A 16366-nucleotide genomic window follows, 5' to 3' on the forward strand; every position below is an offset into this window, starting at 1 on the left:
GCGGTCGGCAAAACATTCTTATGTCCAGTTAGTGCCTTCGAGAGAAAGGTGGTTCAATACGATTTGTCGATTGTCTTGAGAGCGCCCTCAGGAAGGACATCATTCAGAAGGCTGAGGAAATCCCGCTGTGCGAGGTCGCGCGCGCGATCGACCAAAAAGGGGATCGGGCTGGACGGCTCCGTGGTTCGGAAAAACGACGCCACCTTCGTCAGCAGACCCAAGGCCTGCGCTCTATTTTCCACCGAAAAAACAATATCTTGGGCGCTCTCATCCGTCGTTGATGAGAGCGGGGTCGCGAGCTCCGCCATCCGTTCGATCGGCAGGTCGAAGACTTTGTCCCGCCCGATGTTGATGGCAGCGCTCTCCACGTGGGACGGCACCAGCATCCGCATCACTTCAATAAATGATTTGCCGACCATCTCCTGCGCTTGACGTACCAGCAACAGCGCCGGGTTGGATGGTTCCATTCGGGCAAAATAGGCGGCCGCTGCGCCGAGCGCTGCGGACGCCTGTGCAGATGAAGCAAACATCGTGGTTGCGTCCAACGGCACCTGCGTATCGACGGGACCGGCATCTTCCGCAGTTGCGGCAATCGCCACCGGATCACGCAATGCGACAAGACCCGCAAGCCATGCAGCCATGCCGTCAACCAAGCCGGAGAGCCTGTCGAGGCTGATAGGTTGCCCCGAATTCATCTTCTCACGCCAGGTCGCCTTGATACCTGCGATTTCAGCAGCGACCGCGGAGCACCGCGCGCTGATTGCCTTGAGAGTATCGAGATCCGTCTCGCTGACGATGCGCTCGATAGTCGCGAGATCGAGCCCGTCGGCGTCGGCATCGCCGGCGGGAATTTCGCCTTGCGCGATTTGATAGGCACGGTAGTGGAGGTTGCCGTGTCTGCGGTTCTCGATCAGGGGGAGGAACTGGAGCGGGTTGATCACGGTCGGAAACACGTCGATTGCTTCGACCGTGACGGCCCGAAGCGCGTAGTCGCCGTTCTCGCCCCTCGGATGTACCGCTTCCCACTGCTCGCGCAGCAGCAAGTTGGTCGCCCTCAGGCAGTTAAGAAAGCCGTCGAGATCGCGGTTGAGGATTGAAAACTTCGCGAGCAGCAGGTTTAGGCGCAGATCGCGGGTACGCGCCAGGAGGGGCTGTGCAGCGGCAAATTGGCCGGCAAAATCGACTGCCTTTGGATCGAAGCGTCCACGCTCCCCATTGGCATTGACGACCTCGAAGAACGACATTGGCAGCAGGGATTCCGCACCTGCGAAGAAGTTCAGATATTGGACGTCTCCGATGGCGTCGAGATCCGGCCCGCAGGGATCGTCAGCGGTAATGGGCAGCGTCAGGGAGGCGACATCAAGCATGCGAGGATCGTCCATCTGCTCGGTCACGGCCCCGCTGCCGAGCCGTGACGACTAAGGGATCGCGCGGGGCGCATGATCCGATTCTATACCTATGGGTCAGATGCCTGCTGATCTTGGTTCATTCCCGAAGATCATGCCATTTTCTCGTGAACCGGCAAGCTCTTGGAGCCGACTACTTGATGGCCAGGGTGGTTCTTTGGACGGCTGTCGTGAAACGTCAGGAGGCCAGCCCCGGGGCGGACTTGCCGGTACTGCCAATTGGCGGGGCAGGATTTCCGCGGATCTTGCATACGTCTGATCAGCTCTTTGCAGCGGGTCATTCGATCGAAGGAGGGAGTTTAAGCCCACATGGGCCAGCTTACTCAGGATACCCGCCTCTGCGAACTCAAGACGCCTCTTGGCAAAGACGTTCTGGTTTTTGCCGGATTCGAGGGCTCGGAAGGTCTCAGCGAACTGTTCGAGTATCGCATAGAGTGTCTCAGTGAGGATGCCGACCTCGACTTCGACCGAGCCATCGGTCAGCAATGCACGCTGACCATAAAGCTGCATGAAAAGGAGCGCGAGTTCAGTGGCATTCTGACGGAGGCCCAGTGGCTCGGGGTAAGGAACGACTATTTTAGCTACCGGATCGTGCTGAGGCCCTGGTTTTGGCTGTTGTCGCGGACCACCGATTGCCGGATCTTTCAGGACAAGAAAGCGCCCGACATTATCAAGGAGGTATTCAACGAACGCGGCTTCACCGATTATGAATCCAAACTGACCGAAGAGGGGTCCTGTCCGAAGCTCGAATATTGCGTTCAGTACCGCGAGACTGACATGAATTTCGTGTGCCGGCTGATGGAACAGCACGGCATCTACTACTTCTTCAAGCACGAGGGCGGCAAACATACGCTGGTGTTGGCGGACTCCAAATCGTCGCATAGCCCGATCAACGGTCTTGCTACGATTCCCTATATCCCGTTAACGGGGGCCGATCGTCGAGGCGAGCAGCACATCTACGAATGGGTATCGGAGCGCCGGTTTCGAACCGGCAAGATCGAGCTCAACGACTACAACTATCAAAAGCCCAACGCGCAGATGATCAGCGACGCCAAGGGCTCCGAGCACTACACCCGGTCGGAGATGGAGTTTTACGACTATCCAGGGAAGTTCAAGGAAAAATCCGACGGCGAGCGCTACGCGAAGATCCAGCTCCAGGCCGAGCAGGCAATGGACCGAAGGCGCCGCGGCAACGGCGACGCCGTCAACCTGTTCCCCGGTGGGTTAACGAAGCTTGAAAAGCACTCCAAGGATTCGCAGAACGTGGAGTATCTCTTGGTGCGAGCCACGCACTCGTTCTCGATCGAATCTTATCGCACCGGAGGTCCGAGCGACGCCGGGCAACACGTCTATTTCGGCAGCTACGAGTTTCTGCCGAGCGATCGGCCGTTTCGAGCGCCAATGACGACGCCGAAGCCAAGGATCAATGGCATCCAGACTGCCAAGGTAGTGACCAAAGACGACAATTCGAGCGAGGAAATCGACGTCGAGTCGCTCGGCGAAATCTATGTCCGCTTTTTCTGGGATCGCAAGAAGAAGCGGTCGTGCCGGTTGCGCGTCGCCCAGGTTTGGTCTGGCAAGCGCTGGGGCGGTCAGATTATCCCACGCGTCGGGCAGGAAGTCGTTGTCGAATTCCTGGAAGGGGATCCGGACCGGCCCCTGGTGATCGGCACCGTGTACAACGACGAATACAAGCTGCCTTACGATCTGCCGTCGAAAAAGACGATTGGCGGCTTGAAGTCGGACTCCACCAAAGGTGGCGGCGGCTTCAACGAGTGGAGCTTCGAGGACAAGAAGGGGTCCGAGAAGATCACGGTGCATGCCGAGAAGGACCATGACGTGACGGTCCGGGACACCGAGACACGGACCATCGGCGAAGCTGCATTCGGCGGCGATACCCGCAAGACCACGCTCAAGAAAGGCAATGACAAACTCGACATCGAATTGGGCGGTCAACACATCACGCTGGCCATGGACCAGTCTGTCAATGCGGGCATCAGCATCACGCTCACGGCTAACGCCAATATCACCCTGCAGGTTGGTCCCAGCCAGATTATCCTGACCCCGGCGGGCATCGTCATCAACGCGCCGACGATCGCCATGACAGCGCAGGCCGGCATGGCGCTTGCTGCCGGCGGTCCGCTGGTCGCTCACGGCACTCCAACTCTTGTCGGCTGACGATCATGGGGCAGGTTCGATTCGGAACGGTACAGGATCTGTTTCAGGCCTATCCGTTGGCGCGCTATGATGTCGGCAGAGCCGACGCTGACAAGCCTTCGCTGGATTTCCTTCAGGAGGCCGCCGACGCGTGCAATTGGCACCCGGCCGTGTCTTATTGTGCATACCTACTTCCAAGGCGTGTGGCAATTGGCTGGGGATGTCGCTCTCTGCGACGGATGTTCGATCATTTCGATGCCAGCGATAGCAGGTCGCTCAATATTGTGGAGACCTGGGTCCGGCAACCGGACGAGCAGTCCCGGAACAAGGCGCTGGCTGTCGGCAATGCCAACGATCCTGAGCAGCCGGCAACGTGGCTGGCGCTGGCGGCCGGCTGGTCCGGCGGAAGCGTGGTTCCCCCGGAATTTGCGCCCGTGGAAGCCAAGCCAGATCAGGCCGCACGGGCGGTGCGTACAGCACTGCTGATTGGCCTCTGCCGGCTCCCCCGTGACTTCCGGGACCAGATAATGACGTCGTGCCTGGAGGATGGTATTCAATTGGCACGCGGCGAACCGCGCCCTCCGCGCTAACGAGACGATGTGATGGTGCTTCGCTTTAATATCGAGAACGAACCGAATCTTCCGGACGGCGGACCTGTGACGTTTACGGTCACCGGCAGGCGTTCGGTCGATATTGGCCGGGACCGTCACCTCGACTGGACGCTGCCGGATCCGGCGCGGACTATTTCCGGAAAGCATTGCGAGGTGCACTTTCGCGACGGTGGCTATTGGCTGCACGACGTCTCGACCAACGGCACCTTTCTCAATGGTGCCGACCAGCGCATGCGGGGGCCGCACCGCTTGCGCGACGGCGATCGGCTCACGATCGGCCACTACATCATCGGAGTTTCGCTGGAGGATGAGGCTGGCGGGCGTATCCCAAATCAAGCGGCGCAACTGCACGAACCCTCGGTCCAGCAGCATGCGGATTACGGAGAGCTTTGGACGGCCGATCGTGACGTTCCGCCGCCGATCGATCCGCAACTGTTGAAGAAGCCACGCGAGGCGGCGCGGCCCGTCAATCCGGGGTTCCTTGATTGGGCAGCGAGCGTGCCGGCGCCGGGTGTAGACCCATTTCGATGGTCATCGCCGACGTCTCCGTCCCAACCGTCCGTGCAGGACGATGACATGAACTGGGCAGCCGGTCCGGTCACCGCGCCGAAACCGCAAGTCGAGCGCCCGCAAGCCATGCCGACTCCACGCCGGCCGTCGGTTTGGATCGATGATGAACCAGCCGCTGCCCAGCCGCCAGCATCGCCATCGCACCCGCAGGTCGAGACGGCGCAAGCAGCAGACGAGCGACCTGTCGCGGCCAAGCCAGTCGGTGGTACCGAGTTCGCGCGACTGGTGGCGCGCGCTGCGGGATTGCCGGAGAATTTCTTTTCCAGCAAGTCCGATGCCGAACTCGCCGAACAGCTCGGCATCATCTTGCGTATGACCGTGGACAATCTGATGGCGCTGCTGCAAGCGCGAACCCAAGCCAAGCAGCTGACCCGTAGCACCAGCCAGACCACCGTCCAAGCTCTCGAAAATAATCCGCTGAAATTCTCGCCGACCTCGGAGGAAGCGATGCGCATTCTCTTTGGGCCGCCGACACGCAGCTATCTCGATGCACAGCGCGCCTTTGCACAGGGCTTCAGTGATCTCAAGTCACATCAGTTGAGAACCTATATGGCGATGCAGCACGCTGTCCATGAGCTGATTGCGGGCATAGATCCGACGCTGATGGCGCGCGAGCTCGAGCTTCAGCGTGGCGCAAGCTCCTGGCTCGGCACGAACAAGGGCAAACTCTGGGACGAGTTCTTGACGCGCTGGAAAGCGCATCTTGGCCGCGACAACAACGCCCCGATCGAAACCTTTATGTTGCTTTTCTCGAACTATTACGACCGCGGTGATAAGCCCGGCTCAAAGTAAACTCTCGGCGACCACGAGGTTGCCTACAATTTCTAAGTGGATATAGGAATGTCTTGGTACAGCAAGGTCTTCTGGTCGGAAGGTTTGTTTCTGCGGCCGCATCATCTGCAGCAGAACGACCGCTACATCGAACACTTGCTGGAAAAGCGCGTTCGCTACACGACACCATACCCTTGGGGCTTTGCCGAGCTAGAGATCGATAGGGATCTTACCGAACAGAGCAAATTCGCGGTGCGCAGTGCGTCCGGCCTCATGCCGGACGGTACGCCGTTCGATATCCCTGCGGACAGCCCAATACCCGAATCGATCGAGGTGCCGGAGACGGCTGCAGGCCAGATCGTCTGGCTGATGATGCCGGTCGCGGCGCCAAACACCCGCGAGGTCGACGAGGACCGCACCGACAGCGCCAGTCGTTATGTTCGCACTTCGGAAACCTTCATTGACTCGACCTCGGCGCTCCGCATCGAGGAAGAGATCGACATCGCTTATCCGCGCCTGTCTTTCGAACTGCGCAAGACGAGCAAGCCTGGATACATGGGCCTGGGCATCGCGCGCATTCTCGAGGTGCGCGACAAGAACATCCTGTTCGACGACAAGTTCGTGCCGCCGATGCTGGTCTGCGCCGCGCATCCGATCATCGATGGCTGGCTCAACCGCATCATCGGCTGGGTTGAGACTAAACTCGACGAGCTGGCGCGTTACGCCGTCGATCCGTCATCCGGTGGTGGGTTGCAGAGCGTCGACTATCTGGTCCTGCAAGTGCTGAACCGTACCATTCCCGTGCTGACTCATTTCCAGCGCTCCGGCAGCGTTCACCCGGAGCGCCTGTACGAGGAATTGCTGAGGTTCGCGGGTGAACTTGCGACGTTTTCCACGGCGGAACGGCGGGCGCGCAACTATCCGGCGTACAATCACGACGATCTCGAGAACGTCTTCACACCCTTGGTGAGCGACATCCAGGACTTCTTGAGCGCGCGGCTGGGTCGGCGGGCGATCCGCCTGGAGATCATCGAGCGCGCACAGAATGCGTTCGTATCGCCGATCCGCGATCGAGCGCTATTCCGAAATGCGACCCTGGTGCTGGAAGTTGCCGCACGGCGGCCGCTTGTGGAGATCCAGAACGATTTCCCGCACCTGTTCAAGGTCGGGCCGAACACAAAGATGAACGAGATCGTGCACGCAAACCTGCCGGGCCTCACGTTGGCGCATTTGCCGACGCCGCCGCCGCATATCCGGGCCATCACGGATCACGTCTATTTCTATCTCGACCGCAAGTCACCGCTGTGGCCCGAGTTCAGTACGGCTGCGTCGATCGGAATGCATTTTTCCGGCGACTGGCCCGAGCTTGAGCTGTATCTTTGGGCTATCCTGGAAGACAGGCCATGAGCGACAAGGACAAGCCGGTCAATCCTTTCGGGCGGGGCGAACGGACGATCATCCGTCCCAACCCCGGCGGGAAGTTGCCGCCGGCGCCGATCTCTCAACCTCCGCCGGGTGGGGGGCCCGCAGCACGCCCAGCCTATTCGCCATCACCCGTACCCTCTCCCGGCACGCCGGCCCCACCACCATCCTTTTCGCCCGTTCCACAGGGCTCGAACTACGCCTCCGCGCCGGCCAGCCATCCAGCCGAGGAATGGATTTCGACACCCGCGCAAGGCCAGGTGCCGCAACCCTTGATGCCGCCAGGGCCGCCGTTGCGCGTTGACGATCTGGTCGCGCCAAATGCCAATCCGGTGATGCGCGCTGCGGGCCCGTTGCTGCAACTGCTCGGTCGGTTGCGTGTGGCGCTCATGCGAGCGTCATTCGCCAGCCTGATGGAGCAGGTCGCAGACGCGATCAAATTCTTTGAGAAGGACATCCGTTCAGCGGGCATTTCCGAGCACCAGGCCAACACAGCAAAATACATCCTGTGTGCCACTGCTGACGATATCGTGCAGCACATCCCAACCGAAGAGCGTCACGTCTGGACGCAATATTCGATGCTGAGCCGGTTCTTCGGCGAGCGTGTCGGCGGCGTCCGTTTCTTTGAGATCCTCGACCATTTGAAGGTTGATCCACTGGTCAACTATCCGGTCCTCGAACTTCAGCACGCCTGCCTTGCGCTTGGTTTTCAGGGCATCCACCGGACGTCAGGGGGCGGACTTGCGAACCTGCAACTGATCCAGCGCAACCTCTATGAATTGCTGCGCCGGGTTAGACCGAAAACGATGAGCGACCTGTCGCCCAACTGGCGCGGGCAGGCGCTGGCGGGGCGCCGGCAGCGTCTGCGTGTTCCGGTTTGGCTCGTGGCAGCCGTGGTCGCCGCGCTGCTGACCGGGTCCTATTTCGTTCTGCGGACGCTCCTCGCTGGACGGGCAGAGAATGCTGCTGAGGTGGCGCTCGCGCTCCATCCGGCCGGTCCGATCGAACTCAAGCGTCAGGTCGTTGCACCACCCCCACCGCCGCCGCCTCCGCCGCCGCCGGATCGCATTACCCAGTTGCAACGCATCCGCAATGCGCTCGCGAAGGAGAACACCGCCTGCGCCATGACGGCGGACCAGACCCCCAGCTTCATCGTGATCAGGGTCTGCGACCTGGCCTTGTTTGCGTCGGGCCAAGCCACCATCCTCGACGGCTTTAAGCCGATCGCTCTCCGCGTCGCAGCAACCCTCGACAAGGAGCCGGGACGGATCCGGGTCGTCGGCCATACTGACAGTTCGCCGATCCGCACAGTCCGCTTCCCGACCAATTTCGAGTTGTCGGTCGAGCGCGCCAAGGCGGTTGCCGCGGCACTGAAACCTGGCTTGAACGATGGTTCGCGCGTCGACGTCGAGGGCAAAGGAGCAGATGCGCCGATTGCCAGCAACACAACGCCCGAGGGACGTGCCAAGAACCGGCGCGTCGAGATCTTTATCGAACGCAGCGAATAGGCACACACCGCCGGATCAGGTGGTTTTGCGACGGGTACGGTTAGATGCTTGCCAAGGACATTCTTCGCATCGTTCTCTACGGGGTCGGGCTCAGCTCGCTCGGAGCGGTGATCTATTTCGCCGGTCCCTTCATCGCATTCGGCGATTGGCGGCCGCTGGAGAACCATATCGTCCGGCAGATCGCTATTCTGCTGCTCACCACGGCCGTGGCAGGCATCGTTGGCCTCAATCTGTTCAAGCGGCGCAAGGGTGCCAAGGAGATTGCCGATGGTATCGCTGGTGCAGACCAGCCCGTCAGCGATGAACCAGTGCTCAAGGAGCGCATGAAGGATGCGCTCGCGACGCTGAAGACCGCCAGCGGCAACAAGTCGGGCTATCTCTACGATCTCCCCTGGTACGTCATCATCGGTCCGCCCGGCGCCGGCAAAACCACGGCCCTTGTCAATTCCGGGCTCAAATTTCCGCTCGCGCGCGGGGCAACGCCCGCGGCGATCGCAGGGGTCGGCGGTACCCGCTACTGCGACTGGTGGTTTACAGAGGAGGCGGTGCTGATCGATACCGCCGGCCGCTACACCACCCAGGACTCCAACAGCAAGGCCGACAAGGACAGCTGGCTGGCGTTCCTGGATATCCTGAAGAAAAGCCGGTCGCGCCAACCGATCAACGGCGTTCTTGTCGCCATCAGTATCGAAGACATCCTGACGCTGCCGAAGCAGGAGCTCGCACTTCATGCCGATGCCATCAGGATGCGCCTGCTCGAGCTGCATCAGAGACTCAAGGTCAGCTTCCCAGTCTACGCGCTATTTACCAAAGCGGATCTCGTTGCCGGCTTCACCGAGTATTTCGCCTATCTCGGGGAGGCCGGCCGCCGTCAAGTCTGGGGTGCCACGTTCCAGACCGCCGACAAGACCCAGAATCTGGTTGGGCAGATCCCGTTCGAGTTCGACCGTCTGCTGGAGCGCCTGAGCGAAGAGACGCTCGACCGTCTGCAGGAAGAGCCGACGCCCCAGCACCGCGTGCAATTGTTCGGTTTTCCGGCACAGATGGCGCGGCTCAAGCCTCAGATCCACGATTTCCTCAACCTGATCTTCGAGCCGACGCGCTATCACGTGAACGCGAACCTGCGCGGATTCTACTTTACTTCGGGTACGCAGCAGGGCACGCCGATCGATCAATTGATCGGGTCGCTGGCGCGCACGTTCGGCGCTGAGGAAGTCGGTTCCGGATCCTATTCGGGCACGGGCAAGAGCTTCTTCCTTGCCGATCTGATTTCCAAGGTCATCATCGGCGAGGCCGACTGGGTCTCGACTGACCGTGCCGCGGTGCGCCGCGCGCTGGTCCTGAAGACCGCAGCCCTGTCATTGATCGGTCTGGTCTCGATCGGGCTGATCGCAGCTTGGCTGGTGAGCTACAAGCGGAACGCCGATTTGATCGAGCAAAGCCTGCAGGCGGATAGCGAGTATGCAACCGCCGGCGCGGCACTTATCAAGCAGACGTTGATTGCCGATCATGATCTCGACAAGGTGCTGCCGCTACTCTTCCGGCTTCGCAACGCCCCGGCGGGCTACGGATCGCGCGGCGAATCGGTGCCTCTGTCGGCTCGCTACGGGCTCAGTCAGCGCGCCCGGCTGCTGTCGCCCTCGAAAGCGGCCTATCACACCGCGCTTGAACGCATGTTCCGACCGCGCCTGCTGTATCGCCTGGAAGAGCAGCTCAATGCGCGCATAAACGAGCCTGCCTTCGTCTATGAGGCGCTCAAGGTCTATCTGATGATCGGTGGCCTGCAGTCGCCGGATCGCGAGTTGATCCGCTCCTGGATGCAACGTGACTGGGCGGATAATCTCTATCCTGGCGCCACCAACGCAGAAGGGCGGCGTCTGCTCGACGAGAACCTCGTGGCAATGTTCGACCTCGAGACCGAACAGCCGCCCTTGGTCGAACTCGACGGCCGGTTGATCAAGCAGGCCCAGAACTCCTTGGCGCGCCTGAGCGTGTCGCAACGAGCGTACGAGTTTCTGAAATCGGAGGCTCGCGCGTCGATCGCCGGCGACTGGATCGCCAGCCGCCATGGCGGACCCGACATGGGTGTCGTGTTCGAAACCACGACCGGGCAGCCTTTGGACGCCGTGCGGGTACCTGAGTTCTTCACGTATAACGGCTTCCATCAGAAGTTCGTCGCCCGGCTGTCCGGATTGTCTGAGCGGATGAAGCGGGAGCGATGGGTTTTGGGGGATGCCGGCCAGCAGTCGGCCATCAACCAGCAGTACGACAATCTGGCCGGCGATCTGCTCAGCATCTATTCAAACGATTTCGTGACGACCTGGCGAACGGCGCTCGGGAGCCTGCGCCTGAAGAAGCTGCTCGCCGACAAACCGAAATATGAGGTGCTTCGGGCGCTTTCGGCGCCGACCTCGCCGATGCGGCAAATTCTGGAGTCGGTGCGCGACGAGACGGTGCTGACCAAGGAACGGGCGAAGAGCGCTTCGGCGCCAGCTGCCGCATCGGCGCCAGCACTCTTCACGAATGCTCAGGATGGACCGCCTGGCACGATGATCGAAGCACAGTTCAAGCCTTACCACGCAGCGCTCGAAGGCGAGAGCACCCGCCGGCCAATCGACTCGACCGTCGCGAACCTGAACGACATCGCGCAGAACCTGACGCTGATCATCGAGAATCCCCAACTGACCGCACAAGCCACAGCTGCGCTCCAGAACCAGGTCGCAGCGCTCCGCAACAACGCCTCGCGCATGCCGTCGCCATTCTCCGATATGTTGCGAGCAGCAGCCGCGGAGTTCGAAGGTAGCATCGCGGCTTCAACCGCCGGACAAATCCTGCAAACGTTGCGCGATCAGGTCACGCCGGTCTGCCAACAGACCGTGACTAACCGCTACCCGTTTATCCGCGGCAGCGGCCAGGAAGTTCCGCTCGCGGATTTTGCCAAATTGTTCAGTCCGAATGGCGTTATGGACAGGTTCTTCACCCAGTACCTGGCACCTTATGCCGACACGTCGCGGTCGGACTGGGCTTGGCGAAAGGAGAGCCCCGTTGGTCGGTCGTTCTCGCCCGAGACGCTCAAACAATTCCAGAACGCGGCTTATATCCGGGATGCGTTCTTCCAGACGGGCGGCGGTGTGCCCGCCGTTTCATTCGCGATCCGACCCCCTGGGGCACCGGGACCAGGCGTGACAGTTAAGACCGAGATCGGTGGCACCACAATTGCGAGCCCAACCATTCCCGGATCGGCCCCTCCGTCCTTGTTCGGCGGGCCGCAACCTACGCCACCGCCACCGCCACAGCCGCAGACCAACTCGCCGACTACTATCCTATGGCCGGGCCCAGCGCCGCGAACGGCAATTTCAGTCAGTAACGATACCGGCCCGCCATCCGTGCTTGAGCGCATTGGTCCCTGGTCGTTGTTTCGGATGTTGGAGGCGGGCTCGTTAGTGGTGAAAGCGGAAACCGCCAGCGCGAGTTTCATCGTCGCCGGGCGCGAGCTCAACTATCAAATTTCGACCGGATCGTTGCGCAACCCGCTGAACCTGTCAGTGCTGCGCGAGTTTCGTTGCCCGACCGGGATATGACCATGCGTTGCGGGATATTCGGCAAAATCGGTGCGAAGCGCGATTTCATCGCGATCGCGACCCCGCGCAGCTTCCTGGAAGCCTGGGAGCCGTGGGTACAGGCTGCGCTGTCAGCAAGTCGCCACCAGCTTGGCCCAGGATGGCAACAGGCCTTTCTGACCGCGCCGGTCTGGCGGTTTTGGCTCGGCGCCGCGATCTGCGGCACGACAGTGGCGGGTGCGATCATGCCCTCGCTCGATGGGGTGGGGCGATACTATCCCTTGACCCTGCATGCGGTGACCGGCGAGGCCGTCTCGCTGCCGCCGCCGAGCATTGATCCGCAGGACGAATGGTTCGGGCAAGTGGAGGCGTTCCTGCTTTCGACCCTGGATCGGGCCGCAACCTTCGAGCAGATCTCCGATGCATTGGATCGGCTTTCGGTGCCACGACTGCAGGAGACCATCACCGGCGATCCGCCGGTCACGTCGCTTGGTACTGCGGCAATGGGGAGGGCTTCGGCGGTCGAAGCCTTCGCGGCGTCGTTTGCAGCACTTTGCGCTGCCAACCCACAGGTCTACGCCGCGGCTAGCTTCTGGTGGACCGCCGGAGGGGAAGGCTTCCCGCCAATGGCGCTGAGTTGTCGCGGATTGCCAGATCCGTTTCACTACGTCACGCTGCTGACCGGTGATCTCGGACCCGCGGCATCCGGGAATGGATGACGCGCGATGGTGCATATTCCGTCCTTGTTCGATGTTGGCAGCGTCACCCATGCCGGACGCGTGCGGGAGCGGAACGAGGATTCATGTTTGGTACGAACCGACGTTGGTCTGTGGGCGGTCGCCGACGGCATGGGGGGGCACGAGGCCGGTGATCTCGCCAGTCGCATCGTAGTGCAGTCGCTCGACGCTATCGCTACACCAGAATCAGCCGCAGACCTGCTGGCGGAATGCGAGGAGCGGCTTTTCAGCGCAAACCAGCAGATACTGGCGCTTAGTCATGAACGACAGGGTGCCACCGTCGGGACCACAGCGGCGGTTCTGCTCGTTCGCGATAACTACTATGCCTGCATATGGGCGGGTGACAGCCGGGTCTACCTTATTAGTCGCGGCGCAATTCGCCAGGTCTCGCATGATCACAGCGAACTGGAGGAGCTGATCGCAAAAGGTGCGCTGTCGCGCGAAGACGTGAATGATTGGCCGAGCAATGCCATTACGCGTGCCGTCGGTGTCGCCGATGATCCGGAATTCGAGGTGGTGACAGGCCCGGCCGAGCCAGAAGATATCTTCGTGATCTGCAGCGATGGCCTGACCAGGCACGTGCAAGACGACGAGATCCTGCAGCACGCGGCTACGCGACGCGCCCAGGCGGCTTGCGATGACATGCTCGCGCTGGCTCTTGATCGTGGCGGGCTTGACAATTTGACGATTGTGATCGTGCGACTACTGACGCCACGATCTCAGGGGACGACAAGATCTCCGCTCAATCGGGAGCCGCAACCATGAGTCCGAGCGATCCGTTCCGATCGTCCTATCACGGCGTGCCGCCCGGCACCCGTCTCAATGGCATTTACGAGGTCGAAGCGGTGATCGGCGCGGGCGGCATGGGTGAGGTCTACAAATGCCGTGAGATCCAGACTGGATCGCCTATTGCGGTGAAAATGCTACTGCCCGACGTGGTTGATAACGAGGCCGCGCTCGCGCTGTTCCGTCGAGAGGCCGCGGCACTCCACAATCTTCCGCACGACGCGATCGTTCGCTACTTCCTGTTTACCGTCGAGCCGGTGCTGCAGCGACCTTATCTCGCGATGGAGTTCGTGAATGGCCGCTCGCTCTCGAACATACTCGATGATGGGCCGTTGACCTTCGAGGCGCTGATCAGGCTGAGGCAGCGTGTCGCATTGGGACTGGAGGCCGCACATGAGCACGGCATCATCCATCGCGACGTGTCTCCGGACAACATCATCATTCCGCTCGACGACGTCAGTCGGGCCAAGATCATCGACTTCGGCATCGCTCGGTCGACCCAAATGGGCGACAAAACCATCATCGGCTCGGGCTTCGCCGGCAAGGACAACTACGCATCGCCGGAGCAAGTAGGGCTGTACGGCAATGACGTGACTGCGAAATCCGATGTCTACAGCCTCGGTCTTGTGCTGTTCCATGCGCTGACCGGACAGAAACTCGACATGGGCGGCAGCCAATTTCAACTGGTTGAGAAGCGCCGGCGTGTGCCCGATCTCGGTGGTGTGGATATGCGCATCCGACCTTTGCTGGAGCGGATGCTGCAGCCTGATCCGGCATTGCGCCCCACTATGGGGGAGGTCGCCAGCTGGACGCCAACCGGTTCCGCCCAGACGCCGGCCGCGCCGTTATATGGCTTCGATCCGCTGCGGCGGCCGGAAAGCGCGTCGCCGGCGCCGCAGGACAGGATGCCGGAGATCGCGCGGAGTCCGCGCCGCCTCTGGCTGGGGGCGGGCGCCGCGGCATTGTTGCTGCTGGTCGGCGGTGGTGGATATGCCTTCTACAAGCTGGTTTGGTCAGCGCCAGGCACCGCGGTCTTGTCGCCACCCCCGAAACTCGCCGGAGCAATGGCGCCGCCGAAGGTCGAGCCCGCTGGACCACAGCCCGGACGCCAAGAGCCGGAGAAGTTGCCCGCGCAGCCGACGGCGACGCAGTCTCCGGCACTCGATGGGCCAGGGCGCGCCGAGCGCATCCGCAAATACGTGGCCCAATATTCCGGCGGTGACTGCTTCTTCGTGTTGCCGATTGCCGTGAGCCCAAATGCCGCTGTCATCGAAGGGTTCGGTGCCTCGACCGTCCCATTCGACACGTTCGACAAAGCGTTTCGGCGTGAGCAGGGTTTCGAGGCTTCGATCGGCGTCAGGCAAGTGACCCAGGCGCAATGCCCAGCCGTCAAGTTCTTGAGTCAGGTCGGGAGCGATCAGGCGCGAATGCCACGCATCACCTTGTCAGCGACAGAGCTGAAGGGCGGTGAAACCCTCAATGGGACCATCGAGAACTTTGCCAACCGCGTGGTGGAGCTCCTGATGGTATCTGATCGCGGCGAAGTTCAGAGCCTGTCTTATCTTCTGAAGCCGGGCATCGACTCACTTTCGTTTACGCTCCCGACAGCGCGCGCGAGCGGTCCGCAACTGCTATTGGTCGTGGCGGTCCCGCAGGTTCTCGACTCGTTGCGCCAGCCGCGACCGATCGCCGCCGACACGTTCTTCCTGCAGGCGCTAAGCGAGGCTCAGCGCAATAAGATGACTGTCATCGCGGCCGTGCGCTACGTGCTGCTCACCAATTGACCGGCACGCTCAGAATGTTCCGATCACCAGGATTTTCAGGTCGGCATCCGGCTTGAAGTCGCTTGCCGTATATTCAAGCGTGTTTCCAGTAGCGGACGATGCCTTTAGCCGCCCAGGACAGAAGCTCACCAAGCGGTCGCTGCCGCCTGGGTCGATAGTCAGCTTGAATGACCGGATCGGCCCAGCCCAATTCGCGCCGGTCTTGAGCACGTACGATATGCGCCGCTCCTGGAGATTTGCGCCGTTGGTCTGGTTATTGCCCGTGCGCTTGTCGAGCTCGGCAAGGAACGTATCCTGGATGCAGTATTCTTTCCGGTAACGCGCAACTTCCTGACCGAGTGCGCTGCTGCGGCGCAGGCTCGAGCGCAGAATGGTGTCAGGACTGGAGCCGACGCTCGGCCGGTACTGGTGTTCGACCGTGACGCTGCGCACGGGCGGAAACAACTGCTGGCGCACAGCCGAGGTCTTGACGGTCCACCCCGGCGCATATTGCTGGCGACCGTTGTCGCTCATTCCGGCAGGCATCAGAAGTCCGTCGTCCACAAGCCGGGTCCGGGTCGCCGCGGGCAGGTCGGTCACCCGGATCTCGCGGCCACCAATCGGCAGCAGCGGCAACTTGAGTTCGCGGAGCAGGGCACTGACATCCCTGTTGCCAACCATGGCGCGCTGATCGACGGTCAGCGGCGCCGGGTTGCCATCGACCTTGGTCTCGAATTCGACGAAGTTGATCGGATCACTTGACGGCAATGCAACATTCTCAGCCTCCGACAGGTCGATGTCGGGCAGCGGAAAGGCAACATTAAGCGTGACCGGCTTGGCGGTGAGGTTCGCGAATTGGTAGCGAACGCTGATTCTGTCGAGCGTGATACGAAGGTTCTCGCTCTCCATGGCCACGTCATTGGTGCGTACGAACTGGAGCCCACCGATCGACAATTCCGCAGCCGAGTCGTTGGCGCGTGCCGGCCAGCCTGTCGCAACGAGCAGCGCGACCATCAGGGCCGGTATAAGGAACGACAGTCGGGCGGAGGGTTCGTTCGGCAAGCTAGTCTGTATG

General features: G+C 61.3%; 11 protein-coding genes. 9 read left to right on the plus strand and 2 right to left on the minus strand.

Going from position 1 to position 16366, the window contains the following annotated elements; genetic code table 11:
- Positions 1-53: 53 nt before the first annotated feature.
- Entirely contained in the window at positions 54-1367 is a 1314-nt protein-coding gene (locus AC0L3B_RS27685) for a type VI secretion system protein TssA (protein ID WP_162496526.1), read from the minus strand.
- 348 nt (positions 1368-1715) lie between these two features.
- Here AC0L3B_RS27685 and AC0L3B_RS27690 point away from each other — a divergent pair, with 348 nt between their 5' ends.
- Genes AC0L3B_RS27690 through AC0L3B_RS27730 form a run of 9 tightly spaced genes read left to right on the plus strand, consistent with a single transcriptional unit; the run spans position 1716 to position 15312 of the window.
- Complete coding sequence (locus AC0L3B_RS27690) at positions 1716-3584, plus strand: type VI secretion system Vgr family protein (RefSeq protein WP_473381424.1); 1869 nt, start codon at positions 1716-1718, stop codon at positions 3582-3584.
- Between the two features lie 5 nt (positions 3585-3589).
- Positions 3590-4153, plus strand: coding sequence for a DUF6931 family protein (locus AC0L3B_RS27695; RefSeq protein ID WP_026233412.1), 564 nt, complete (start codon positions 3590-3592; stop codon positions 4151-4153).
- A 12-nt stretch (positions 4154-4165) separates the two neighbouring features.
- Positions 4166-5536, plus strand: a complete 1371-nt coding sequence (gene tagH / locus AC0L3B_RS27700) for a type VI secretion system-associated FHA domain protein TagH (RefSeq protein WP_473381425.1) — start codon at positions 4166-4168, stop codon at positions 5534-5536.
- A 48-nt stretch (positions 5537-5584) separates the two neighbouring features.
- Positions 5585-6922, plus strand: coding sequence for a type VI secretion system baseplate subunit TssK (gene tssK, locus AC0L3B_RS27705; protein WP_018457628.1), 1338 nt, complete (start codon positions 5585-5587; stop codon positions 6920-6922).
- A complete protein-coding gene (gene tssL, locus AC0L3B_RS27710) occupies positions 6919-8445 on the plus strand; it encodes a type VI secretion system protein TssL, long form (RefSeq protein WP_026233411.1) in 1527 nt (508 codons plus the stop codon). The genes tssK and tssL overlap by 4 nt, the downstream gene beginning before the upstream one ends.
- A 44-nt stretch (positions 8446-8489) precedes the next feature.
- On the plus strand, positions 8490-12026 hold the full coding sequence (tssM, locus tag AC0L3B_RS27715; RefSeq protein ID WP_473381426.1) for a type VI secretion system membrane subunit TssM: 3537 nt from the start codon (positions 8490-8492) through the stop codon (positions 12024-12026).
- Positions 12023-12724, plus strand: coding sequence for a type VI secretion system-associated protein TagF (gene tagF, locus AC0L3B_RS27720; protein ID WP_018457625.1), 702 nt, complete (start codon positions 12023-12025; stop codon positions 12722-12724). The genes tssM and tagF overlap by 4 nt, the downstream gene beginning before the upstream one ends.
- Before the next feature lie 6 nt (positions 12725-12730).
- The gene (locus tag AC0L3B_RS27725; RefSeq protein ID WP_085348552.1) at positions 12731-13507 is read left to right on the plus strand and encodes a PP2C family protein-serine/threonine phosphatase; all 777 of its coding nucleotides are present in this window, start codon (positions 12731-12733) and stop codon (positions 13505-13507) included.
- Positions 13504-15312: a serine/threonine-protein kinase gene (locus AC0L3B_RS27730; RefSeq protein ID WP_473381427.1), complete on the plus strand. Its 1809-nt coding sequence runs from the start codon at positions 13504-13506 to the stop codon at positions 15310-15312. The genes AC0L3B_RS27725 and AC0L3B_RS27730 overlap by 4 nt, the downstream gene beginning before the upstream one ends.
- A 9-nt stretch (positions 15313-15321) precedes the next feature.
- Here AC0L3B_RS27730 and AC0L3B_RS27735 read toward each other — a convergent pair whose 3' ends face one another.
- On the minus strand, positions 15322-16305 hold the full coding sequence (locus tag AC0L3B_RS27735) for a DUF4424 domain-containing protein (protein WP_018457622.1): 984 nt from the start codon (positions 16303-16305) through the stop codon (positions 15322-15324).
- Positions 16306-16366: the final 61 nt, after the last annotated feature.

The sequence above is a fragment of the Bradyrhizobium sp. Kon56 genome (assembly GCF_055807635.1).

Excerpts from the sequence above, each read along its gene's own strand:
- tssM (WP_473381426.1), top strand. The coding sequence starts at position 8,490 with ATGCTTGCCAAGGACATTCTTCGCATCGTTCTCTACGGGGTCGGGCTC.
- tssK (WP_018457628.1), top strand. The coding sequence starts at position 5,585 with ATGTCTTGGTACAGCAAGGTCTTCTGGTCGGAAGGTTTGTTTCTGCGG.
- tagF (WP_018457625.1), top strand. The coding sequence starts at position 12,023 with ATGACCATGCGTTGCGGGATATTCGGCAAAATCGGTGCGAAGCGCGAT.
- tssL (WP_026233411.1), top strand. The coding sequence starts at position 6,919 with ATGAGCGACAAGGACAAGCCGGTCAATCCTTTCGGGCGGGGCGAACGG.
- AC0L3B_RS27690 (WP_473381424.1), top strand. The coding sequence starts at position 1,716 with ATGGGCCAGCTTACTCAGGATACCCGCCTCTGCGAACTCAAGACGCCT.
- tagH (WP_473381425.1), top strand. The coding sequence starts at position 4,166 with ATGGTGCTTCGCTTTAATATCGAGAACGAACCGAATCTTCCGGACGGC.
- AC0L3B_RS27685 (WP_162496526.1), bottom strand. The coding sequence starts at position 1,367 with ATGCTTGATGTCGCCTCCCTGACGCTGCCCATTACCGCTGACGATCCC.
- AC0L3B_RS27730 (WP_473381427.1), top strand. The coding sequence starts at position 13,504 with ATGAGTCCGAGCGATCCGTTCCGATCGTCCTATCACGGCGTGCCGCCC.
- AC0L3B_RS27725 (WP_085348552.1), top strand. The coding sequence starts at position 12,731 with ATGGTGCATATTCCGTCCTTGTTCGATGTTGGCAGCGTCACCCATGCC.
- AC0L3B_RS27695 (WP_026233412.1), top strand. The coding sequence starts at position 3,590 with ATGGGGCAGGTTCGATTCGGAACGGTACAGGATCTGTTTCAGGCCTAT.
- AC0L3B_RS27735 (WP_018457622.1), bottom strand. The coding sequence starts at position 16,305 with ATGGTCGCGCTGCTCGTTGCGACAGGCTGGCCGGCACGCGCCAACGAC.